Annotated in this window: 20 protein-coding genes; 5 read left to right on the top strand and 15 right to left on the bottom strand. The window is 64.5% G+C overall.

All coding sequences use genetic code 11. The features are described 5' to 3' along the window. Positions 1-2 precede the first annotated feature (2 nt). Genes EV580_RS33825 through EV580_RS21945 form a run of 10 tightly spaced genes read right to left on the bottom strand, consistent with a single transcriptional unit; the run spans position 3 to position 11,123 of the window. Positions 3-713 (bottom strand): hypothetical protein, encoded by a 711-nt coding sequence (locus tag EV580_RS33825; RefSeq protein ID WP_166654827.1) that lies wholly within the window; start codon positions 711-713, stop codon positions 3-5. After that, on the bottom strand, positions 710-1,516 hold the full coding sequence (locus EV580_RS21985) for an enoyl-CoA hydratase/isomerase family protein (protein ID WP_133693576.1): 807 nt from the start codon (positions 1,514-1,516) through the stop codon (positions 710-712). The genes EV580_RS33825 and EV580_RS21985 overlap by 4 nt, the downstream gene beginning before the upstream one ends. Before the next feature lie 18 nt (positions 1,517-1,534). Next, positions 1,535-2,674, bottom strand: coding sequence for an acyl-CoA dehydrogenase family protein (locus EV580_RS21980; RefSeq protein ID WP_133693574.1), 1,140 nt, complete (start codon positions 2,672-2,674; stop codon positions 1,535-1,537). Then, positions 2,671-3,834 (bottom strand): acyl-CoA dehydrogenase family protein, encoded by a 1,164-nt coding sequence (locus tag EV580_RS21975; protein WP_133693573.1) that lies wholly within the window; start codon positions 3,832-3,834, stop codon positions 2,671-2,673. The genes EV580_RS21980 and EV580_RS21975 overlap by 4 nt, the downstream gene beginning before the upstream one ends. A 2-nt stretch (positions 3,835-3,836) precedes the next feature. Then, on the bottom strand, positions 3,837-5,411 hold the full coding sequence (locus tag EV580_RS21970; protein WP_133693571.1) for an AMP-binding protein: 1,575 nt from the start codon (positions 5,409-5,411) through the stop codon (positions 3,837-3,839). Positions 5,412-5,458: 47 nt separating this feature from the next. Beyond that, complete coding sequence (locus EV580_RS21965) at positions 5,459-6,271, bottom strand: hypothetical protein (protein WP_133693569.1); 813 nt, start codon at positions 6,269-6,271, stop codon at positions 5,459-5,461. A gap of 13 nt (positions 6,272-6,284) precedes the next feature. Continuing rightward, a complete protein-coding gene (locus tag EV580_RS21960; RefSeq protein ID WP_133693567.1) occupies positions 6,285-7,856 on the bottom strand; it encodes a phytoene desaturase family protein in 1,572 nt (523 codons plus the stop codon). Next, positions 7,853-8,668 carry a hypothetical protein gene (locus EV580_RS21955; protein WP_133693565.1) on the bottom strand — a complete coding sequence of 272 codons (816 nt, stop codon included), beginning with the start codon at positions 8,666-8,668 and terminating at the stop codon, positions 7,853-7,855. The genes EV580_RS21960 and EV580_RS21955 overlap by 4 nt, the downstream gene beginning before the upstream one ends. Continuing rightward, a complete protein-coding gene (locus EV580_RS21950) occupies positions 8,665-10,020 on the bottom strand; it encodes a protoporphyrinogen/coproporphyrinogen oxidase (RefSeq protein ID WP_166654826.1) in 1,356 nt (451 codons plus the stop codon). Before EV580_RS21950 ends, EV580_RS21955 begins: the two co-directional genes overlap by 4 nt. Continuing rightward, the gene (locus tag EV580_RS21945; RefSeq protein ID WP_133693560.1) at positions 10,017-11,123 is read right to left on the bottom strand and encodes a spirocyclase AveC family protein; all 1,107 of its coding nucleotides are present in this window, start codon (positions 11,121-11,123) and stop codon (positions 10,017-10,019) included. The genes EV580_RS21950 and EV580_RS21945 overlap by 4 nt, the downstream gene beginning before the upstream one ends. Positions 11,124-11,228: 105 nt before the next feature. Between EV580_RS21945 and EV580_RS21940 the strand changes: the two genes are divergently transcribed. Both EV580_RS21940 and EV580_RS21935 read left to right on the top strand, forming a co-directional pair. Next, positions 11,229-11,843: a TetR/AcrR family transcriptional regulator gene (locus tag EV580_RS21940; protein WP_286171792.1), complete on the top strand. Its 615-nt coding sequence runs from the start codon at positions 11,229-11,231 to the stop codon at positions 11,841-11,843. Positions 11,844-11,922: 79 nt separating this feature from the next. Beyond that, positions 11,923-12,948, top strand: coding sequence for an LLM class flavin-dependent oxidoreductase (locus EV580_RS21935; protein WP_133693556.1), 1,026 nt, complete (start codon positions 11,923-11,925; stop codon positions 12,946-12,948). 4 nt (positions 12,949-12,952) lie between these two features. On the opposite strand, the gene EV580_RS21930 is transcribed toward EV580_RS21935, so the two are convergent. From EV580_RS21930 to EV580_RS21910, 5 genes are read right to left on the bottom strand one after another with little or no spacing between them, the layout of a single operon-like run. Continuing rightward, complete coding sequence (locus tag EV580_RS21930) at positions 12,953-13,660, bottom strand: hypothetical protein (RefSeq protein WP_133693554.1); 708 nt, start codon at positions 13,658-13,660, stop codon at positions 12,953-12,955. Positions 13,661-13,663: 3 nt separating this feature from the next. After that, positions 13,664-14,812, bottom strand: a complete 1,149-nt coding sequence (locus tag EV580_RS21925; protein ID WP_133693552.1) for an acyl-CoA dehydrogenase family protein — start codon at positions 14,810-14,812, stop codon at positions 13,664-13,666. Beyond that, positions 14,809-15,828 carry a DUF7064 domain-containing protein gene (locus EV580_RS21920; RefSeq protein ID WP_133693550.1) on the bottom strand — a complete coding sequence of 340 codons (1,020 nt, stop codon included), beginning with the start codon at positions 15,826-15,828 and terminating at the stop codon, positions 14,809-14,811. The genes EV580_RS21925 and EV580_RS21920 overlap by 4 nt, the downstream gene beginning before the upstream one ends. Continuing rightward, entirely contained in the window at positions 15,825-16,925 is a 1,101-nt protein-coding gene (locus tag EV580_RS21915; protein ID WP_133693548.1) for a phosphotransferase family protein, read from the bottom strand. The genes EV580_RS21920 and EV580_RS21915 overlap by 4 nt, the downstream gene beginning before the upstream one ends. Further along, positions 16,922-18,304, bottom strand: coding sequence for a protoporphyrinogen/coproporphyrinogen oxidase (locus tag EV580_RS21910; protein ID WP_166654825.1), 1,383 nt, complete (start codon positions 18,302-18,304; stop codon positions 16,922-16,924). Before EV580_RS21910 ends, EV580_RS21915 begins: the two co-directional genes overlap by 4 nt. 113 nt (positions 18,305-18,417) lie before the next feature. On the opposite strand from EV580_RS21910, the gene EV580_RS21905 reads away from it, so the two are divergent. The 3 genes from EV580_RS21905 to EV580_RS21895 are packed head-to-tail and all read left to right on the top strand — an operon-like array spanning position 18,418 to position 21,211. Further along, entirely contained in the window at positions 18,418-19,140 is a 723-nt protein-coding gene (locus EV580_RS21905) for a hypothetical protein (RefSeq protein ID WP_133693544.1), read from the top strand. Further along, positions 19,137-20,462 carry a protoporphyrinogen/coproporphyrinogen oxidase gene (locus EV580_RS21900; RefSeq protein ID WP_133693541.1) on the top strand — a complete coding sequence of 442 codons (1,326 nt, stop codon included), beginning with the start codon at positions 19,137-19,139 and terminating at the stop codon, positions 20,460-20,462. Before EV580_RS21905 ends, EV580_RS21900 begins: the two co-directional genes overlap by 4 nt. A gap of 11 nt (positions 20,463-20,473) precedes the next feature. Further along, entirely contained in the window at positions 20,474-21,211 is a 738-nt protein-coding gene (locus EV580_RS21895) for a hypothetical protein (RefSeq protein WP_133693539.1), read from the top strand. Positions 21,212-21,482: the final 271 nt, after the last annotated feature.

Raw genomic sequence — 21,482 nt, 5'->3', positions numbered from 1 at the left:
TCCTATGCGGGAGTTACCAATGGGTGGCCGGATTCCGTCGGAATCCGGCTGGCGCGCAGCATGGTTGCACTCATCGTCAACATCCAGACGAAGAAGGCGATCGCAAGGAGCCAGAACGCGATGAGGCCGTTCCAGGCGATCGGTCCGGTCTGGGTGAACACACAGAACGACCCGCCAGCCACGCCCAGGGCTGCCCAGAAGCAGACGTAGGCCGCCCACCGAGGAATGAGGGGTTGTGGCCTGCGGTCCAGCAGGATCGCCAGACCGCAGAGCACCATCTGCACGATCGCCGTGCCGACCACGCCGATATAGAGCAGCCAGCCGATGTCGTAGCAGAGCTGAACCAAGGCGGGATCGCGGTCGCTACGGAACGCCGCGGCCTGCCAGATCATCTGGGGAAAGATGAATTCGAGGATCAGACACGCCGCGACCAGGCTCTGAGCGGTCGCCAGTGGCGACGTCTCGCCGACACTGCGTCGGATCTGGTGTGTCAGTGCCGCGCCGTAACCGGCCAGCAGGGGAGCGGCGCTGGTGAGGATCAGCACTCCGATCCGGATCCGCGCACGGTCCTCGCTGAACATCCGTGCGACCTCGGTCGCTGTCATGTTCGGCGTCGGCGGCGGGAACCAGCCGGCGACCATCAGGCCGAGCCAGAACAGCGGCAGGAAGATCAGCCCGACCCAGACGCACAGCCGCTGATGTGCCTCGGTCATGGTTGACGTCCGGGTGTCCGGCTGGCTCGCACCGGGGGCCGCTTCTCAGCGAAAGCCGTTGTCGCCTCGTTGAAATCCGGCTGTTGCTGCAGCCAGCCCTGGGTGTCTGCCTCGAAATGGAGCTGATCGGGCAGCTCCGCATCGAAGGAACGTCGATGTGCGCGTTTGACCGCGCTCACGCTGCCCGCCAACGCGGCGATGTCTTGGCCCAGCGCGATCGCGGTGTCCAACGCGGTGCCGTCGTCACACACCCGGTTCACCAGCCCCCACTCCAGCGCCTCGGGTGCATGGATATCCCGCGCCAGCAGAGCGAGCTCGTTCGCCCGGCCGAGTCCGACGACGCGGGGCAGAAACCAGGTCAAACCCGCGTCGGGCAGCAGCCCGATTTTGGTGAAAGACAGCTGAATTCGTGCGGACACCGCGGCGACCCGCAGATCGCATGCCAGGGCGAGTGACACCCCGGCACCGGCGGCGACCCCGTTGAGGGCCGCGATGATCGGAATCTCCAAGCCAACCATGGTCTGTACCAGTGGGTTCCAGGTGTGCAGTAGGACATCGCGCGCGTTGCCGACGTCGCCGGAAATATCGGCGCCCGCGCAGAAGCCGCGTCCGGCGCCGGTCAAGACGACGGCGCGAACGTCAGGATCGGCCTCGAGCGACTGGAACGCCTCCGACAGCCGGTCGCCGGCGGCCGGAGTCACGGCATTGAGCCGGTGCGGCCGGTTGATGGTGACGATGCCGACGGCGCCGTCACGGGTGACCAGTACGTCGGTGTCGGTCAGTTCATCGGTCAGGGACGTCATCGATCTCTCCTCGCAGTCTCACCGCAGGCCGAGTGAGCCGCTGATGATCTCTCGTTGAATCTCGTTGGTGCCGGCATAGATCGGGAGGACCAGGGAGTGCCGGACATGGCTTTCCATGTCGTACTCGCAGGCGTATCCGTAGCCGCCCATCATCTGCATGCCTTCGAGCGCGATCTGTTTGGCCACCTCGGACGTCTTGACCTTCGCCATGGACGTCATCTTGGTGGTGACAGGATCGGGCCCTCGTTCCAACCGAGCGGCGACCTCGTAAGTGAGCAGGCGTGCACACTCCAGGTCGGTGGCGAGATCGGCCAACCGGTGCCGCAGCGCCTGGAACGTCCCGATCGTGGTGCCGAACTGTTTGCGTTCCTTGACGTAGGCGATCGTGTCGTCGAGCGCGCGCTGGCCCAGGCCGAGGCCGACCGCCGCACCGAGAAGGCGTTCCCCGTCCAGCCCCGCCATGATCTGCGGGAAACCGCGGCCCACGTCCCCCACAACGTTGTCGTCGGAGACGAAGCAATCGGTGAAGAAGACGTCGTTGACCTCGCGGCCGCCCAGCGTCGCGATACGGCGAGTCTCCACGCCCTCGGCATCGGCCGGGACCTGCAGAATCGTCAGTCCGGCATGGGGTTTGGCCTCGCGGCTGGTGCGGGCCACCAGTAGGATCCGGGTCGCCCGGTGCGCATACGAGCACCAGGTCTTCTGGCCGTTGAGTACGTAGCCGCCGCTGACCGGGGTGGCCGTGCAGGTGATCGCGGCGACGTCGGAACCAGCGCCGGGTTCGGAGATCGAGATCGACATGATCTCGCCGTCGGCGATAGCTGCCAGCGCCTCACCCTTTTGCTCTTCGGATCCGAACCGTTTGTAGCAGCCGGCGACCGTCGTCGTCGGCCCAAGTGCTTTCACCGGTGCGAGGCCGCGCCACAACTCCTCGAACAGGATCGTCTGCTCGACGTAGGTGCCGCCGGATCCGCCGTACTCCTCGGGGATGGCAACACCGAGCCAGCCCAGGTCGGCGAGCTTGCGGTACAGCGGCGTCGACTGGTCTTCTTCGTCGGGATCCAGCAGCGCTTCGCGCTGTTCGCGGGTCGCGCACTCGCGTGCACAGAAGTCCCGGACCGCCGTTTGGAAATCGAGTTGTTCGACGGTCAGGCTCATCCCTGCGGGAACCTCCGGTCGGGGAACAGCCCAGCCGCGACGCCGTTGCGCAGGACAGCGGGGGCACCGCCGGCCACGACGTTGGTCACGCAGTCTCGGTGAATCCGTTGAATGGCGAAATCTGTTGTCGGACCGTATCCGCCGTGCAGTTCCATCGCTTTGAGCGTGATCTGTGGGCCGACCGTGGCGCCGAAGAGTTTGGCCTGGGTGACCTCGGCGAGCCGGGGGAACCGGCCGTCGATCGCCGATGCCGCTGCGCGGTAAGCCAGCAGGCGCAGGGCTTCGATCTGTACCCACATGTCGGCGAGGTTGTGGTAGACGGACTGGAACTCGATGACAGGCTTGCCGAACGCCTCGCGGCGCTGCGTGTAAGCGGCGGCTTCGTCGTAGGCGGCTTGGCTGAATCCGAGCCAGAACCCGCAGTTGTGCAACCGCTCCAGGTTGAACGCCGTCATCAGTCGCGCGAACTGTCCAGGCCCGACGATGATGTTCTCGCCGGGCACCCGGACGTCGGTGAGAATCATCTCGCCGTGGTGGATACCACGGTCGCCGATGAACACCGGGCCGCGGCGGATCTCGACGCCGGGCATCGCGGTGTCGACGACAACGGCGCCAATTCCCTTGGCGCCGGGGATGTCATCGAATCGGACGAACGTGGCGTTGAGGTCGTTGACATTCGACCCGGTGAGAAAACTCTTGTGGCCGTTGACGATGAAATCGTCGCCATCGCGCACGGCCGTGGTGGTCAGGTGGGTCAGCGCCGATCCGGCATCGGGTTCGGTGAGCGCGATATTGCAGGCACGGCGACCTGCCACGATGTCGTGGAGGAACTTGTCCTTGACCGCGTCGTCGCCGAGCAGCAGCATCGAGGGGCCGGGGCCGCTGGTGCAGAACACCGGTTCGGGCGGTAACCACGACTGGGCGTGGCGGAACAGCGCCTCGACGACGATCAGATATTCGAGCGCGCCGCCGCCCTGGCCCCCGTATTCCGTCGGCATCGCGATCCCGAAGAAGCCTTCGGCGCCGACCCTGTCGAAGATCTCGCGGTAGGGCGCCTGATCGGACTCGTCCCAGGACGGGGCTTCATCGGCGAACGAGCGCCCCAGTTTCTCCGCGCGGGCCTGTAGGTCCTGCTGCTGGGGCGTGAGGGTGAAATCCATGGCTAGCGCCGGTCCTCTCGTGCGACCGTGAGGTTGAGATGTTCGAAATCGATTGTGTTGCCGCCGGTTCCGACGTCGCGCAACTTGTGTTTGAGCACCCGGCCGACTCCGTTTCTGGGCAGGGCGTCGATGACCTCGACGTAACGGGGGATCGCGAAATAGGGCAGTGAGTTCTTGAAGAAGTCGAACAGTTCGGCTGGTTCGATCGGGTTGTTCACCACGATGACCGCTTTGAGATCGTCCTCGCCGAGTTCGGAAGGCACTGCGTGCACGGCAGATTCGACGATGGCAGGGTGATGGTCGATGGCCTGCTCGACCTCGAAGCTGGAGATGTTTTCGCCGCGGCGGCGCAAACAGTCCTTCAACCGGTCGACGAAGGCGAAAGCCCCGCTGGGGAGGCGTCGCCCGAAATCGCCGGTGTGGTACCACAATCCGCGGAACGCCTCCACGGTCGCCGCAGGCTGCTCGAAATAACCCTCGAACATGGCATGCGGGGCCAACGGCCGAATGCAGATCTCGCCGGACGCCTCGCCCTCCAGCACGTTCCCGTCAGGATCGAGTAGCTCGACCTCGAGGTCGCGGGCGGCAATCCCGCAACCGTTGGGATCCCGGCGGTCGGACGACAGGGCGGTCAACGTCATTGGCATACATTCGGTCTGACCGAAGATATCGACCCAGGGATCCACGCCGAACCGCTCGCGGAACACGGCCTGCGACTCCAGGGAAAGCGGAGCGCACATGATCCGGCGGACACTGTGGTCCCGATCGCTGTCGCTGGGTTCGGTCGCCAGGATCGCTGCACCCATCGCGCCGACGGCGATCATCACCGTCGCGCCGACTTCTCTGGCGTGTGGGAAATAGCCTCGGGCGCTGAAGGTTCCCTCGAGGTAGGCAGGGATGCCGAAGAGTAGGGGAAGTGTCACGGTCACCAGGCGGGCGCCGGCGTGGAAGAGTGGCAGCCCGGCGAGCAGCACATCGGAGTCGTTGATCTCCAGTGCGTCCCCGATCAACTGTGCACTGCGGATGTAGTACCCGTGACTCGCGACGCACCCCTTGGGCAGCCCCGTCGTGCCCGACGTATACAGAATCGACATGGTGTCGGCGGCCGAGAATGACAGCGCAGGCACAGGGCCGTCGTGGTCGCGGATGGCGGTGTACGCCACCTCATCGCCCTCGGTGTCATCGAGCATGATGACGGTCTGCAACTCGGGTAGCTGCGCGCGGATCGGTGCCAGGGCTGCGCGGCCGGCGGCATCGGTGACCAGTACCCGGGAGCGGGACTGGCGGAGTTGATGCAGCAGGAATTCACCCTTGAGATACGCGTTGAGCGGGACCTGCGCGGCCCCGCTCTTGGCCAGCCCGTAGAAGAGCTCGAGTAGCTCGGGGCGGTTGGGCGCCAGCGTCGCGACCCGCTCACCCGGACCGGCGCCCAGGCTGGCAATGCCGGCCGCGATCCGATCCGAGAGGCGGTCCATCTCGGCGTAGGTGTAGGACTGCTCGTCCATGGCGCAGCAGACGTTGTCGGGAGTGGCTGCCGCACGTGCGCTGAGCAGCTCTGGAATTACGTGATTGGTCATCTCAAAAATAACTATATCGCTCGTGACTAGGCTCCGGTAGCCCCTTGTTAGGGGAGCGGCGCTAGCTGATCGACACGGGCGCGCAGGGCGGCTACGTCTGATTCCAGCTGCGCCTGGGATGCGACCGCGGCCGAGCCGGCTGTGCGGGCGGTCTCGGTCTGCTGGCGTTCGTCATCGCCGATCGCCCGCAGCAGCAACGCAACCGTGATGACGAACCAGCTGAAGTACACGCACAACGGAATCCACCAGGAGCCGACGCCGTTCCACGCGAACGGGCCGGATTTGAAGAACGGGATGATCGCGGCGGGGATCCAGATGATCGACACCCAGATGTTGAAATAGCCGAACCAGCGCGGGAACACCGGCTTCGCCCCCTTGTCGAGGAGGACCGCCAGACCCAGGGCCGCGACCTGGACGCAGGCCGAGGAGATGATGCCGAGGAACGTCAGCCACGCCATGTCGTTGAGCATCTGCACGATCTCCGGGCTCCACTCGTGGAGCCGATAGAGGGCGGTCTGCCAGACGGCGAACGGCAGCAGGAACTCGACGCACAGCAGACCGCCGGAGATCAGCTGAGTTTCGGCCAGCACCGAACGGACACCTTCCATACGGCGCACCTGCGCGGCGATCACCGCGCAGAACGGCACCAGCAGCGCGCACATGAAAACACTGATCACCAGACCGAGGCGAATCAGATTGGTGTTCTCGCTGAATTGAGCCACCAACTGCTCACGGGTGAGCGACGGGGCCGGGGGCGGGATGAACTTGCAGAGGAACGCGAATGCGGCCGCCCAGGTGAAGATCATCACCGGTCCGCACCAGACGCAGATCTTCTGGGCGGTGATGTTCATGTTGCGCATGACGGTGTCCTCTCTAGGATTCGTCGGCGATCGCGGTCTGCGCGGCCAACCGCCCGCACCAGCCGCTGATGGTTCCGCCGGGGTGGGAGCCTGCGCCGGCCAGATACAAACCCGGCACCGGGGTGGCGTAGCCGCCGAGTTCCGGCGCCGGTCGATTGGTGCCCAACCGCAGCGGTGTCATGTCGACGTGGAAGTAGCAGCCCTTGGGTGTGGCGAAGCGATCCTCGAAGTCCTTGGGCGTGTGCACGACCCGCCCGATCTCGGCGTCCAGGCCCGACAAGAACCGCTCGGCCGATTTCACGATCGTCTGGGTATAGAGATCCTTGTTCGCTTCCCAGCCGCCGATCGGCTCGGCGGGGACATTGGAGTGCAGGTACAGCACGTCCTGGCCGGCGGGTGCGATTGTGGGATCGCTGGCGGAGAGCACCGCCATGTACACCGGTGGGGTGTCGACGATCTGGCCCAGCTTGGTGGCCAACAGATGGCGGTAGTGCTCTTCCAGGGTGCCCGTCATCAGCGTGGTGCGCCGGACGTCGAAACCGTCGTGGCGTTTGGCGGCGGCCCTGGGGTAGTCGAGCCGGCCACCCACGGCGACGTCGATCTTGAAAGCCGCGACATTCACGCCGTTGGCCGGGATCATCGCGACCTTGTTGGTGAGCCTGCGGTCAAGGGTGCCCTGGGGTAGCAGCTTGGAGAGCGTGACCTGGGGGGCGCAGCTCGCCAGAACGCCTCGCCGGGCGCGCAATTCGGTGCCGTCGGTCAGCCGGACACCGTCGGCACGACCGGTGGACAGCAGGATCTCGTGGACACCCGCGCCGAGTCGGATCTCACCACCGTGGGCGGCAATCTTCCCGGCGAAGGCGTTCATCAGTCCGGTCATGCCACCCCGCGGGCGCAGGATGCCCTGTTTGCGGTGGGTGGCGTGATACCCCATCAGGTAGACCCCGGTGCCCTCCAAATCGGCAGGCCCGAGCATGGACGTCCAGTACGCCCACAGCCCTCGCATGGCATCGCTTTCGAAGGTTTCCGAGATCATCTCGAAGACGCTGAGCTTCAACATCTTCTGCAGTAGTGCCCGGGACTTCTTGTCCCGCATCAGCTTGAGCGCAAGCCTGGCCAGCTCGGCCTTGCCGAGTGAGGGGAATTGCACCACCAGCTTTTCGACCAGGTCCATGATGAGATCCAGGGTCGGCCGGATCTCGGCGTAGGTCGCCGCATCCTTGTTCGAGAAGCGCCTGATCTCCTTGAGCGTCCGGTCAAAGTCGCGGAACAGCAGGAGCGTGTCGCCGTCTTCGTTGATCCAGCCGTATGGCGCGTCCAACGGAATCGGCTCGTAGCCATGCTTCTTCAGGCCGAGTTCCTGAGTCAACGATGTCTGGGCCATCAGCATGTCGTCCATCGCTCCGACGGACAACAGGTGGTTGGGTGCCTCAGGTACCCAAGCCCGGCTCGCGGAGAGGCCGCCGATGAACGGCAACTGATCGACGACGACAACCGATTGCCCGGCTTCACCGAGCGTGCACGCGGCGGAGAGACCATTGTGGCCGGCCCCGATGACGATGTAGTCGAAAGTGTTGTTGGTCATCGTGATTGCACCATCTCAGGGTTGGTCGTGGCGTTCTGGGGCGGGGGAATCAGACGCATCTCGCCGGTGCCGAACCGGATCAGGACGTCGGTGGCGAGCAGGCCGAGCACGATGCTGACCGCGGCGGCGATCATCCGTACGCTGCCGGGGGCGTCGGTGTTCGTGATGGCGAAGTACGGTATCGCCAGCGCCCACGACGCCATGTATGTGGTGAACGGTATGAACGCCACGAACAGCTGGCGCACCCCGGTGAACAGCCAGTCCAGCCTCGTCACCACCACTGCGCCGAACAGCGACCCCAGGCTGTTGATCACCAACCAGCTGATCGGGAAGCCGGCCACGGTGAAGGGCTGGTCGCCGTAATAGACGTACAGCCCCGAGGACAGCATCGGGATCTCGAGCAGCACGTTCAGCACACCGAATACCGCGATGCCCGACCACATTTGAGACCGGCTGGCGCCCTTCTGGAATGCCTTGGCCATCACGTAGGACAGCCCGCCGAAGAACACGACGTAGGCCAGCACCACCCACACCGGCACACTGCGATCCAGGAACCGGTAGGCGATCGCGCCATCACCGGGAAAGTAACAGTGCCCGAGCACGTCGACAGTGGCCTCGTTGAACGAACAGACGTAGCCGCCGACGAGCATCAGCAGGAAGATCGGACGACCGGAGCGCCGCCATTCGATCAGTGCCGCGATGACGAACGCGGCCACGACGATCCCGAGGATCACGGTGATGACGAGCTGCGGTGTGGCCGGTGTGGTCATCGTCCACGGTGGTTCGGCGATGGCCAGATTGGTGGTTGTCATTTGACCGGTACCGCCCTGCGACTGGCGAACAGCCGGTTGACCCTGGCTGCCGCTTCCTGCCCACTGACCAATGCGCCGTTGAGGCCCGGGATGCGGTCGAGGTCGCTGGCGAACTGCACGCGCGCCCCGTGATCGATCTTCTTGCGGAAGTCGGCGATGACTTTGAAGCGGCCCTTGCCCAGTACCGGAACCGATTCGGGCCAGCGCATGAGCGCGTACTCCTCGAGTGTGCCGGGCAGGCTCCCGTAGTAGTAGGCCACGCGTTCCAGGGCATGGTCGAGGAGGTGCTGGTCGTCCTTGTCATCGGTGCGGTCGAGATAGGACGGTGACAGCAAGACGGAGATGAGGCCCTTGCCCGCCGGCGCGCGTCCGGGCGCCTTGTTGTGATCGGCGATCACCGCAATGGTGTCGGGATCGTCGTACGGCGAGATCATCGAAAACGTGCCCGGGTCATCAGGTCTGGCCGAAAAGCCAAGCGAGACATTGCCGAGGCGGTGATAGCGGGCGGTCTCGTAGAGTCCGCGGTGGTTGGAGTCCATCTGTGGGTACATCGACAGAGCCGGAGCTGCCGTCGTCGCGATGACGACCGTGTCGAACGTCTCGGTGCGCTCGCCGCTCGCCGCCGGCGACGTGTAGGTCACCTCCACCGCACTACCGGAGTCGGTGACATTGGTGACGGTGTGCTCGAGTCGCGTGTCGACCAGGGTCGCGAGCTTCACCGGCAGGCCGGCGACACCGGATGTCAGGTTGAACACCGATTTCACCAGCATGTTGCGGACGGTCCAGTGCAACAGGGCTACCGAGGTGTCGTGGTCGTCGTGCACCCAGGTACCGCTGACCAAAGGCGCCGAAATATAGCGTGCGAGTTCGGTGTTCAGCACCCGCTGGCTGTAGTCGAGCACCGTCTCGGTGTCGATTTCTGCCAGTCCGTCGTACGTGTCGTAGCCCAGCGACGCCCGATGCTTGAAGACGTCGGCGAAGAGCCGGAGCGCCTTGATCTTCGCGGGCCAGGAGATCACCTGAGTCGAGACACTCGAGCGGATCGGCTTGGCGAGGTCGAGATAGTGCTGTTTGCCCTGCCGTGGCATTCCGAACATCACCGGCGTCTCGACGAATTCGCCTGTCAGGCCCACCTCGTGGATCATCGCGACCGCTTCGCGGTAGGTGCCCAGATACACCGCGGTGCCCAGGTCCATGACGAAGTCACCCTTGCGGACGGTCCAGATGCGGCCACCGACCCGGTCGCGGGTTTCGAACACGGTGACCGCGAAGCCGGCCTTCTTGAGTTCGTAGGCGGCCGCCATACCGGCAGCGCCGCCACCGATCACCGCCGCCGTGCTGTGCACTGTCATGGATTCCTCTCGGGTAAGAGCTCGGGACGTTCGGGAGCGGACTCCCGCGAGATGGGCTTGGCCGGGTCGGGGCAGTCGTATGCGGTCGTGGGTCCGCATACGCCGCCGTTGCGCCATTCCCGTTCGATGAACGGCTTGGGCATCGGTCCCGAATGAAGTGCATAGAGCGAGTAGGGGATGTTGAAGGCGATGAGGATGGCGAGCTGGCAGTAGCCGGCGATGGCGCAGAACCTCGCGAACGTCTTGACGCCTTCACGTTTGAAGTTGAGCTTGTCGATACCGCGCTCGGGCCACGACCGGCCGGTGTCGTCGCGGAAGAAGTGCAGGCAGGACAAAATGATGAAAGTTCCTGGCCAGCTGAACATCTCGTAGAGGGGCCACTGATGGTCGGTGCCCGCGAAGATCGTCAGCGCCGGAATCGTCGACGAGTAACTGATCAGCTGGGTTCTGGTCATGATCAACTCGACGATGATGTCGCCGATGATCATCACGCCGTAGGTCTGCAATATCAGGCGCAGCGCGCTGCGCGACGGATCTTTGCGGCGCTGGTATGTCATGTAGCGCGAGCCCGCGTACCCGGACATGGCGCACATCCAGAGATAGGCGGTGAAGTACACCATGGGAACCGGGATCAGCTGGCCGTTGCCCGCGCTCCACCAGGGGATGTGGGGAAGCCAGCTGCCGAAGTTGACGAACGTCGTCGCGTACTGGAACTGGTAGGTGATCATGTTGATCCAGGGCTCCTGGAAGAACATGAGCCAGCCGGCGAGGAAGAACAGGCCGTCGAAACTGAATCGGCCGGTGCGGAGTTTGGGCCCGATCACGAAGTGCCACAGGATCCAGCCGGTGATGAGGATCCCGAAGACCACCTCGACGCAGCGAACCAGGATGACGTACCACGTGGGCTCCTGGCCCCGGCCCAGGGTGTTGGGCGTGAAATCGCCGGACAGCACCCACATCGACCAGCAGTAGGCGATCAACGCCAGCCACAGGAAGCCGTGGACGACCCATACCTTGGCCCAATTGCGGGCAGCATCATCGGGATTCGGGCCGGCCGCGACCGGGGTGGATACGCCCGCTGTTAACGGCCGTTCATTGGGCATGTGACGACGATAACATCATCGTCTGTTCGTGAACAGACGTTTTCTGTTTCTGAACAGATATCTGTTGCATGACAGATCGTGCGGTAGGCTCTGTGCGTGGTCGCCATGGTGAAGCGCCAGCCCAAGTCGAACCGGGAACGCGTCGAGGAATCCACCCTCGCGCTGGTCGCGTCCGCCATCGAGTTGTTCGCGAAGCAGGGTTATGAGCGGACCACCGCCGCCGAGATCGGGACCAACGCCGGCTTCAGCCGCAATATGGTGCGTGATCGGTATGGCTCGAAAGACGCCCTGCTGCAGACGGTCTTCGAGCAGTTCGCCCGCCAGCTGCTGCCTGCGGTGCGTGGCGAACGGACGGGAACTGGTCTGGACCATGTTCTCGGGCAACTCGACGATCTGCTCGGTGCCGTCGAGCGGGAACCGGAGACCATGCGCGCGATGATCGTGCTGACCTTCGAGACCCCGGGCCCGTTGCAGACGTTCGCGGGCTGGTTCGATCGGTTGATCGCCGAGTATGAATCCGAGCTGGCGGCCCACCTGGCGACCGGGCAGCGCGACGGTTCGGTCCGGCCGGATCTCGACCCGGCGCGCGAGGCGGAGGTCTTCGTGTCGTATGCGATCGGGCTGTGCTTCCGATCGGCGCTGCGCCGCGACGACTATGACTTCACCGGCGAGATCCGGGCATTCCGGGACCGCATCGCTGCGCAGTACGCGAGCACGTGACATCGGCGAGGCCGATAGCCTGACAACGATCGTTCACGAGTCGCTATAGTCACCTCCACCGACCAATTCGGAGGTGCTCATGAGTCGTATCGGTGTCTCGCTGCCGATGCTCAACCAGCCATACGACCGCTACCCAGAACTCGCCGCCCTCGCCGACGATGCCGGGTTCGATTCGTTGTGGGACTACGAATTCTTCCGCAACCCGTTCATCACCCACGCGCTCAACGCCAGGGCAACCTCGCGGATCAAGCTGGCGACCGGAATCGCGACGGCCGCCAGTCGCACTCCGTTCGAGATGGCGAACGCCGCCGCCGACGTCGACGAAATATCCGGTGGGCGAACGATTCTTGGGATCAGTACGGGCGGGGCCGGATGGACAGACGTATACAACGGCGCCGATATCAGCCATCCACTGCCGCGAATGCGGGAGTACATCGACGCGGTTCGCAAGGTATGGCGGCACTTCGAAACCGGTGAACCGATCGAGCACGAAGGCCGCTTCCTGCAGCTGGCCCAACCCCCCTTCAATCCATGGGGAGGGCGAGCATTGGTCCGCCCGCGGATACCGATCTACCTGGGCTCGCTCAAGCCGGCCATGCTGCAGATGGCGGGCGAGGTGGCGGACGGGGTGCTCGGCTACCTCAACACACCGAGCTTCGTCAGCGAACATGTGCGGCCCAATATCGCTGCGGGAGCTCAAAAGGCAGGGCGGGATCCCGCCGACATCGATATCGCGTCGCTGATCCTGTGCAGTGTTTCCGAAGACCGTGAGCAGGCGCGTCGCATCGCCCGCATCAACGTCGGCAACTACGTGGCGTTCCCGGTCAGTTCCACCGTGATCGAGTTCATGGGACTGCAGGACGACCGAGACGCTGCGGTCCAAGCGTTGTTCACCGAGGGCCCGGCCGCCTTGGAGAAGGCGACATCGGACGCACTCTTGGAGACCTTCGCGATCAGCGGCACGCCTGACGAGGCGCGGGAGCAGTTCGCGCGCTTCGACGGTCTACTCGAGCACATCGTGCTGCACACTCCCTACGTGCCGCCGATCACCGGCGCGGAAAGCGATGCGGCGTTTAGGAATATGGTCGCGACCTTCGCCCGCTGAACCGTCAGCTCGCCGCTGCTGCGGCCTGGCGGATCTGTTTGACCAGCGCGCGGTCGATCACGACCGTCGTCACGATCATCCAGGTCGCGTAGCCGACCAGTGGTATGTAGATGCCGACGAGGCCGTTCCAGGCGAATGGCCCGGTCTTGAAGAACAGCACCACCCCTGCGGGGAGGATCAGCATCGCGACCCAGATCTGCAGGTATCCGAGCCATCGAGGTAGCACCGGTTCCGCGGATCGATCGATGAGGATGGCGGCTCCGATCGCGATCAGCTGAACCCACAGCGACCAGATGACGGTGACGAACAGGATCCAGCCGAGATCGTGCAGGGCCTGCGTGATCTCCGGTCCGCGATCGTCGTACCGGAATGTGGCGGCCATCCAAACCCCGATCGGGGTGATGAACTCCAATGACAGCAGTGCACACGAGACCATCTGGACGTCGGCGAGTGCCTTGGCGCCGGGGATCCGCTTGAGCTGGCCACTGATCGCCACCGCCCAGGGCACCAGCAACGCCGAACCGAGCATGGAGATCACCATGCCGATCTTGATGCCGGTGTGGTCGCGGGCGTAGCGCGCAACCACCTGTGCGGCAGAGTCACTCGGGGCCGAGGGCGGCATGAACCCCGCGATGAACACGAATGCCCCCAGCCAGAGCACCAGCATCGCGGGCCCGGTCCAGATGAGAACGCGTTGAACTCTGTATTCCATTGGCTAGTAGCTCCTAGGTAGTCCGAGAGATCGCTCCGCGACGAAGTTCAGGATCATCTCTTTCGAGACCGGGCCCATGTTGAGCATGCGGACCAGCCAGTAGTAGGGCGCCAGCCGGTATTCGTAGGTCACGCCGTTGCCGCCGAGCGTGTTGACCGCCGCATCGAGAGCCTCCAATCCGGCGGCCGCACCGAGATACTTTGACATGTTGGCCAATTCACCGACTTCCCGGTCATCGTCGTATCCCGCACATGCGCGGTCGGTGACGGCGCGGGCGGCTTCGATGCGCATGTGGGCGGCGGCCAGCGGGTGCGCCACGGCTTGATGCGCACCGATCGGCCGGTCCCACACCTGGCGCTGCTTTGCGTAGTCCACCGCGCGGCGCAGCGCGTATCGGCCCACACCCGTGCAGATCGAACTCGTCAGGATGCGTTCGGTATTGAGCCCCGTGAACGCGACCTTCAAGCCCGCGCCCTCGTCACCGATGAGGTGGTCGATGGGCACTTCGACGTCATCGAAGAACACCTGATGACTGCGGTCGGGTTGGTTCATCACGGTGCGGATCGGGGTCCAGGTCAGTCCCGGTGTCGACGTCGCCACCATGAACACCGACAGCCGGCCCGGCCCTGACTCCGCGGTCGCGGCCACCACCATCACCCAGTCCGCGGACTCCATACCGGTGATGAACACTTTCTGACCGTTGAGGATGTACCGATCGCCGGAACGGACTGCGCTGGTCGAGATCCGGTGAGCATTGGAACCGGCGCCCGGCTCGGTGATCGCGAAAGACAACCGGGTGCTGCCGGTGGCGATACCGGGTAGCCACCGCTCTTTCTGCCCGGGGCTGGCGCTGCGGTCCAGGATGGTGCCGGTGACGCCCGCGGAAAACAACAGTGCCAGCAGGGGGCAGCCCGCGAACGCCGTCTCTTCGACGACGGTCGCCAGCTCGCCGAGCCCCAGGCCGCCGCCACCGTACTCCGTCGGCAGGTGGACCCCGAGATATTCGCTGGCGCCCAGGGCATTCCACAGCTCCGCGCAGTGCCCGCCCTGGTCGACCTGTGCTTGGTAGTAGTCGGCGGCGCCGAATGACTCGACGAGTTGCCGCACCGCTGATCGGATCGCGGCCAACTCCGGTGCGGAGGCGGCGGTCATCGTGAACTCAGCAGCGCCCGGGTGAAGTCATGCCACTGGACCTCCTGGAGGTCCCCGTAACAGGACCGGCCCTCGCATTCCCAACGGACCAGGCAGACCCAGGTGTTCATCGTCGGCCACGCCGAGATGCGATTGGCCGCCACCACCTGACCCTGGATCCGGTACTCGCCGCCGGTGGCATCGGTGATCACCGCTTCGGCCGATCTCGGCATCAGCGTTGACGGGTCTCGGCGGGTGACCTTCTGGACGCGTATGAGGGGGATCAGCTGACCATCCCGTAGCACCCAGCCGCCCTTCGTCGCCTCGCCGCCGGGCACCGCGAAATGGCCCGTCCAGTCCGGATCGAGATCGGGGTCGTCGAATGCGGTTGCGCCGAACATGAAATCGTCGCCGAACACCCCGGTCATCCAGTCCATCGGGGGAGTCGGCGCGTGTGCTTCGCTGCGCGACTGACCCCACGAGCGGTCCCGCACGTTGGTGCAATCCACCTCGTAGGTGTCGCCGCGCAGCGTGAGTGAGCCGCGCACCCGCACCGCCTGTTCGAAGTGCAGGCCGGTCTCGAGCACCATGGGTTCCATCAGGGCTTCGGTCTCGATGTCGAACGCATTGCCGCGTGCGGGATCGGCATAACGCAACCGGTGCCGGCGCAACGGCTCGATCGTCTGCACGTGATAGCCGTTCTCGAACTGGTAGTCCCACAGGTCGCCGGCGAGCATGCCGTCATCGGCAAATGCGTTCCACGCGAACAACTCCGATTGCAGCACGTCAGTCTTGCAGCCACGCCACGCCCACGCGCCACCGGTGGCGACGCCGAGGTTCGGATGATGCCAGAGGTAGGTCATCGCATGGACATCGTGTTCAGGGATCGAAAAGCCGAAGTACTGAGTCTCACTCAGCGCGGGCGACGAGTTCGTGGCCCGATGTTCTGGATGCAGGAGATCGCACTCGGGTGTGCCGGGGATGAACGAGGTGTTCTTCTCGTCCCAGAAGGCCTTGCTTCCGAGTTCGGCGGTCATTCTGCCACCAACTTCCAGCACGGACGCAGCAGCGGTTCATGCGCGCTGCGTTCCTCCTCGGACATATTTCGTTGCAGGGCACTGACTGCCACGATCACCATGTAGGCGGCCAACTTCTTGTAGTAGCCGAAATCGCGAAGCGAGCGCCCGCCGGCGTCGCGGTAGCGGTCCAGCCACTCCGCCTCGCTGGGTGGCTGGGCGAAGGGGCTGCCGACAGGCGGGGCGAACAATTCATTGCTCAGACATTGAAGTGCGAGATCGGCTTCGGCGCGGCCCAGTGTCGACATCTCCCAGTCGAGTACTGCCACCAATTGCGTCCCGTTGAACAGATAGTTCTGCAGAGTCGTATCCCCGTGCAGGAGTTCGGGTTCCCCAGATGGGGCGTGCTTCAGCAGGGCTTCGCGAACCGAAACCAGTCGTTCGCGGTGCGGTAGCGCGATCCAATCCCAGGTCCGCCAGTACCAGTTGATGCAGCGTTCCAACGGCGTGGAGCCAGGCGCATTCATCACGAAGTCGGAAAGACCGCTGGCGGCGACGTCGGTCCTGTGGATCCTGACCAGTGTCCGCATGATCTGGCCGATCATCTCCTCGCGGTCGGCTTCGGATGCATCGGCCAGCGGCCCCCGGACGAATGCCGCGGGTGAGGGCGCAATACCTTCGGTGCGCGACATCACGTAGCCGGGAACCCCCAGCCATCGGCCGTCGGTGTCGAGCCAAAGTGGTTGCGGGACTGGAATACCTGTGCCGAAGAGCGCCTGCTGGACGGTGAATTGGCGGGCGAGGTCGTATTCGAAGAACAGTCGCCGGTCGCTTCCCGGGGCGTGGCGCAGAACCAGTTCGCGCGAAACCGGGCCGTCCGCTGAGTCCCATTCGGCGTCGAAGACGACGATGCCGTTGGACGCGCCGACCTCGCCGCCGTCACCGGTCACGGTGATGCGCACCTCGCCGCGGACATCGACTTGATGCTCGGCGAGTCGTCGAACCTCGTCAGCACCGATCCGGTGTACGGCGGACTTGCCGGCTCCGATGACGGAGTCGAGCACCGATTGAATGTCATCGGTCGGTGATACCAGGTCGCTGGCAGAAGCTTCTGTCATGTCGGTACTCCTCGTGAATTCTGTTGCCGGGAAAGCTGAATGGCCTGGTTTACAATTAGGTTCGCCGCTGCGCGGTTGGCCCAGGAGACCGCGGTGTTCTGGCCGGTCTGTGACAGGTAGTCGCCGGCGAACTGGATGGGGCACTGTGGATCGATCGTCGAGGCGAACGCCGCGATCTCGCGATAGGCGCCGACGCGCGTGTGCGGGAGTGCCAACGGCCAGCGGCGAACGTAGGTGAAGTCGACGGTGCCGCGCAGTTCGGGGAAGACCCGAAACACGGTGTGCAGAGACCGTTCAACGAGCGCATCGTCGCCGCGATCGAGCCACGTCGCTGCGGCCGACATCTCCCAGGAAACCGAGAGAAGGCCATGCCCGTGAGGCGCTCGATCGGGTGCCTTGTTGTTCTCCACGATGATCATCGCGATCTCGGGGTCCTCGATCGACGGCAACTGCACCAGGAATGCGGGGGTGTCGGGCTGACGGGTGGTTCCGACGGCAACGTTGATGGCCTGGGTGAACCGCAATCTCTCGGCAAGCCGGGTCAAACCCGGTGACTCAGGGCCACAGATGGCAGCGGCAGCGGGCAGAGGGGTGGCCACCACGCACGCGTCGGCGTCGATCGTCGCCGTGGAGCCGTCGGGGTCGTCATAGCTCACCCGCACACCCCGGCGCGTTCGCTCCACTGATCGAACCGGCGCGCGCAGCCGAACGCCGGGGAGTCGGGAGACCAGTTCGGTGATGAGCTGTCCCTGTCCGCCGGCCAGTGTCGACAACCTGCCCGCCACGGCGTTCACCAGACCGGACATCAGTTCCACTCGGCTGACCTGGTCGGAGTTCGCCAACAGCAGGGCACGGGTCAGGGGCTCACCGAAGAACGCGTCCGCCTCGGTGCCGACGGTCCTGGTGAGGTAGTCGCGAGCGGTCTCCGTATCCAGGGGTGCCGCTGCGCGGAGGTCTTCGTAGGACAGCATTCCTTTGGCGCTTGCGCGCAGGACGTCGGCAAGGACGCGGCTCATCCGCAATTTCGTCGACCACCCGAGGAGATCGGTTCTCAGACCTGATCGGATGAGCCTGTCCAGGCGGAGAATCCGGACTCGGCTGTTCCGGTAGATGCCGAGATACGGTGCTGTCCAGACCCTCTCGATTCCCAATTCCTCGGCCAGCTGCGCAGCCATCGGATATCGGGCGGCCAGCGCGGTAGCTCCGGTGTCGATGACGTAGCCGTGTTCGTGGACCGTTTCGACCCGGCCGCCGGCCTGTTCGGCAGCCTCGAACACGTCGACGTGCCACCCGGCTTGGTGCAGGCGGTATGCCGCCGTGAGACCGGCGATTCCTGCGCCGGCGATCACTGCGTGCGGTGCGGCCGTGGCGGTGTCCACTCCAGCGTTCACCCCGTTGTGGTTCTGCGAGCAGTTTGTTTTTTGAGACAGTAACGCTATAAATGCAGTAGCGTCAACGATCGTTAACACTCCGAAACCTGGAGGGTGCGGTCATGATGTCGCCAGAGGCAAACCTTCGATTACTGCGCCGGGCTTCGTGGAGCGGATTCGTCTACATCGCCTTCCTGATGGTGGGCATCCTCCCGTTGGCCCGGTTCTTTCCGTCGCAACCGCCGAGCTGGGGTGCAGCGCAGATCGCTGAGATTTACCAAGACAATTCGCTGCTGATCAAGATGGGCATGGTGCTGGTGCTCGTCGGGTCGATGTTCTACGTGCCGTGGACGGCGATCCTGGCCAAGCTCATCGCCGGCGTGGAGGGTCGGGTAGGGCTGCTGACGATGTGTCAACTGATCGCAGGAACCACCAATGTTTTGCTCACCGCCTATCCGGCGGGCTGGTGGCTGACGGCAGCGTTCCGCGGTGACCGATCGCCGGATTTGGTACTGCTGCTCAACGATATTGCCTGGCTGCAATTCCTCGGCGTGATCGCGCCGTTCTACTTCGTCGTCCTGTCGCTGATCTACGCGTCCTTCGCCGACTCGGATCCCGACCCGCTGATCCCGAGGTGGGTCGGCTGGTTCAACGTGTTCTTCATGCTCGACCTCATCCCGTTGAGCATCATCTTCTTTTTCAAGACAGGCCCGTTCGCGTGGAACGGGCTGTTCGGGTTCTACCTGCCGTTTGTGACGTTCTGGGTGTGGTTCTTCGTGATGACGTACACGATTCGCAAGGCACTGCCGCGCCTGGCTGATACCCGCGAAAGGATTCCAGCGTGACACGTGTCGCGGTTGTCGGAGCCGGGCTGGGCGGGCTGACCGCTGCATACCGACTGCAGCAGGCCGGCTGCGACGTCGACGTCTTCGAGGCGAGCGATGTTGCGGGCGGACGGGTGCAGACCGTGCGGGACCGGGGGTTCTCGATGGATACCGGAGCGTCCGCCCTGGGTTCCACGTATCACGGCTATCTCGCGCTGGCCGCGGAGCTGGGCGTCGAGATCATCGATACCGCACCGCATGTCGGCATCCAACGCGATGGCGCGATCCACCTTCTGGACATGAATCATATGGCGCGCACCGGCTTACAGACGCGGCTGCTCTCGCTGGGCGGTAAGGCGCGGGTCGCCCGGCTGGCGGTGGACGTCGCGATGGCGAAGCTGCGTGGTCGGCTGGACTATGCCGATATGGCGAAGGCCGCGCCGCTGGACACCGAGAGTGCCCGAGGCTACGCCGTGAGAGCACTGAGCCGGGAGCTCGACAGCTACCTGTGTGAGCCGATCGTGCGGACCATGCTCATCGCGGATACCGACAAAGTGTCCAAGGTGGAACTGTTCTCGGGTATCGCCAATATCTTCACGGCGAAGATCCAGACCGTGGCCGGCGGGCAGGGCCGGATGGTGGACGCGCTGTGCGAACGTCTCGATGTTCAATTGCGAACACCCGTTACGGAGGTCCGACGGCTGCCTGGTGGTGTGCGAGTCACGCGGAAGGGGGAGGTCTCCGACTACGACGCCGCCGTGGTGAATTGTGTGCTCCCCGAGGCGGTTGCACTCTGCCCTGATGACCGCGCCGTGCTCGAATCTCTCTCGCGCAGTCTCGATTACACAATGTGCGTCAGTGTCGCGGTAGGCACGACGCGAGCCCCGGATTGCCCCGCGTTTCTGCTGATGTTCCCGTCGACGGAGAGCCCCGACATTGCCCTGATGTTCCTGGACCACAACAAGGCACCGGATCGCGCGCCTGCCGGGCGGGGCTTGCTGAGCTGCCTGTGGGAGGCCGGCGCATCCGAGAGGATGATCGATCTTCCCGACGAGTTACTGATCGAACACACGCTGAAGAGCGTGTACGCATCGTTTCCCGAACTCCGGGGGACCGTCGACTACACGCATGTCACGCGGTGGCGACGTGCCCTGCCGTTCACGCGCATCGGCGCCTATCGCGAGATCGGCCGGCTCAACGCCGCCCTCGATCCGCGCTCGCCGGTCCAGTACGCCGCCGACTTCATGTCGGCCGCCGGGCAGAACACCGCCGTCGAGTTCGGACGCCGTGCGGCGCAGAACCTCCTGGCCGGTCCGCTGGCCACCGCTACCCGGGTGAACTGAAGGAGCAACCGATGGACGCATTGACGAAGTCTCGTGTGCAGATGGCCGGTGCGTGGGGTGCGATCGGCTATCTCGTCCTGCTGTTCCTCGGCTGGGGTGCGGTGGCCGGGTTCTTGCCTCCGACCCCACCGTCAGCTGGGGCGGAGCATGTCGCGGCCCTCATCCAGAGCGATCACACGCGGATCAGGATCGGCATGGTCCTGGTGATGTTGGCAGCGCTCGTCTTCATCCCGTACGCCGCCGCTGCCGCACACTATGTCGCGCGCATTGAAGGTGGCGCGGGAATCCTCACCTACACACTCCTTTTGGGCGCTGCGGGCAATATGGCACTGACCTTCTATCCCGCGATCTGGTGGCTGACCGCGGCGTACCGGCCCGACCGCGGGGCCGAACAGATCTACCTCGTGAACGATATGGCGTGGCTGCAATTCATCGGCGGGGCAACCATTTTTCTGGCGATGCCACTCGCGCTGGCGATTGCCTCGCTCTGCGACAAGAGCAATGAGCCGACCTTTCCGAGGTGGTTCGGCTACGCCAATATCTGGATCATCCTCGCGGTGATTCCCGACCAGTTGCTGTTCTTCTTCCATGGCGGACCGTTTGCGTGGAACGGTGTGTTCGGGCTGTGGATCCCAGTCGTCGCGTTCGGCGGGTTCTTCATTGTCTGCTTCCTCATGCTTCGGCGGGCGATCCTGCGCGACCGGGCGGAGATAGTCGCCGACGGGCGGCACGCGGCGGCGGTCGGGTAGCGCCCGTGCGGGGTCACGAGCTCATCGCGAGAGTGATCGTTTACGGAATGTGATGTCGGCTACGCCGCGCGTGCTCAGATATCCGGCCGATGCCTCCAGGCGCTCATAAATATCTATCCCAACCTGCGTATTCGTCCAGGACTTGAATTTGCCCGACGAGCGCGCCTCCGGCCCGTCCGCCGAGGACTGTGTGAGCGATCGTTTACATTTTGTCGACTGCTGACTAGCATCGACACCAGCGACGTCCGGTGCCGGACGTTCCGATCACCTC

Source organism: Mycobacterium sp. BK086 (assembly GCA_004362315.1).
In the GTDB taxonomy this organism is placed as follows: domain Bacteria; phylum Actinomycetota; class Actinomycetes; order Mycobacteriales; family Mycobacteriaceae; genus Mycobacterium.
The sequence above is the reverse complement of the archived record's forward strand: the minus strand, read 5'-3'. Positions and strand labels throughout refer to the sequence as shown.

Coding starts and splice junctions, on each gene's coding strand:
- EV580_RS33825 (WP_166654827.1), bottom strand. CDS start 713: ATGACCGAGGCACATCAGCGGCTGTGCGTCTGGGTCGGGCTGATCTTC.
- EV580_RS21985 (WP_133693576.1), bottom strand. CDS start 1,516: ATGACGTCCCTGACCGATGAACTGACCGACACCGACGTACTGGTCACC.
- EV580_RS21980 (WP_133693574.1), bottom strand. CDS start 2,674: ATGAGCCTGACCGTCGAACAACTCGATTTCCAAACGGCGGTCCGGGAC.
- EV580_RS21975 (WP_133693573.1), bottom strand. CDS start 3,834: ATGGATTTCACCCTCACGCCCCAGCAGCAGGACCTACAGGCCCGCGCG.
- EV580_RS21970 (WP_133693571.1), bottom strand. CDS start 5,411: ATGACCAATCACGTAATTCCAGAGCTGCTCAGCGCACGTGCGGCAGCC.
- EV580_RS21965 (WP_133693569.1), bottom strand. CDS start 6,271: ATGCGCAACATGAACATCACCGCCCAGAAGATCTGCGTCTGGTGCGGA.
- EV580_RS21960 (WP_133693567.1), bottom strand. CDS start 7,856: ATGACCAACAACACTTTCGACTACATCGTCATCGGGGCCGGCCACAAT.
- EV580_RS21955 (WP_133693565.1), bottom strand. CDS start 8,668: ATGACAACCACCAATCTGGCCATCGCCGAACCACCGTGGACGATGACC.
- EV580_RS21950 (WP_166654826.1), bottom strand. CDS start 10,020: ATGACAGTGCACAGCACGGCGGCGGTGATCGGTGGCGGCGCTGCCGGT.
- EV580_RS21945 (WP_133693560.1), bottom strand. CDS start 11,123: ATGCCCAATGAACGGCCGTTAACAGCGGGCGTATCCACCCCGGTCGCG.
- EV580_RS21940 (WP_286171792.1), top strand. CDS start 11,229: ATGGTGAAGCGCCAGCCCAAGTCGAACCGGGAACGCGTCGAGGAATCC.
- EV580_RS21935 (WP_133693556.1), top strand. CDS start 11,923: ATGAGTCGTATCGGTGTCTCGCTGCCGATGCTCAACCAGCCATACGAC.
- EV580_RS21930 (WP_133693554.1), bottom strand. CDS start 13,660: ATGGAATACAGAGTTCAACGCGTTCTCATCTGGACCGGGCCCGCGATG.
- EV580_RS21925 (WP_133693552.1), bottom strand. CDS start 14,812: ATGACCGCCGCCTCCGCACCGGAGTTGGCCGCGATCCGATCAGCGGTG.
- EV580_RS21920 (WP_133693550.1), bottom strand. CDS start 15,828: ATGACCGCCGAACTCGGAAGCAAGGCCTTCTGGGACGAGAAGAACACC.
- EV580_RS21915 (WP_133693548.1), bottom strand. CDS start 16,925: ATGACAGAAGCTTCTGCCAGCGACCTGGTATCACCGACCGATGACATT.
- EV580_RS21905 (WP_133693544.1), top strand. CDS start 18,418: ATGATGTCGCCAGAGGCAAACCTTCGATTACTGCGCCGGGCTTCGTGG.
- EV580_RS21895 (WP_133693539.1), top strand. CDS start 20,474: ATGGACGCATTGACGAAGTCTCGTGTGCAGATGGCCGGTGCGTGGGGT.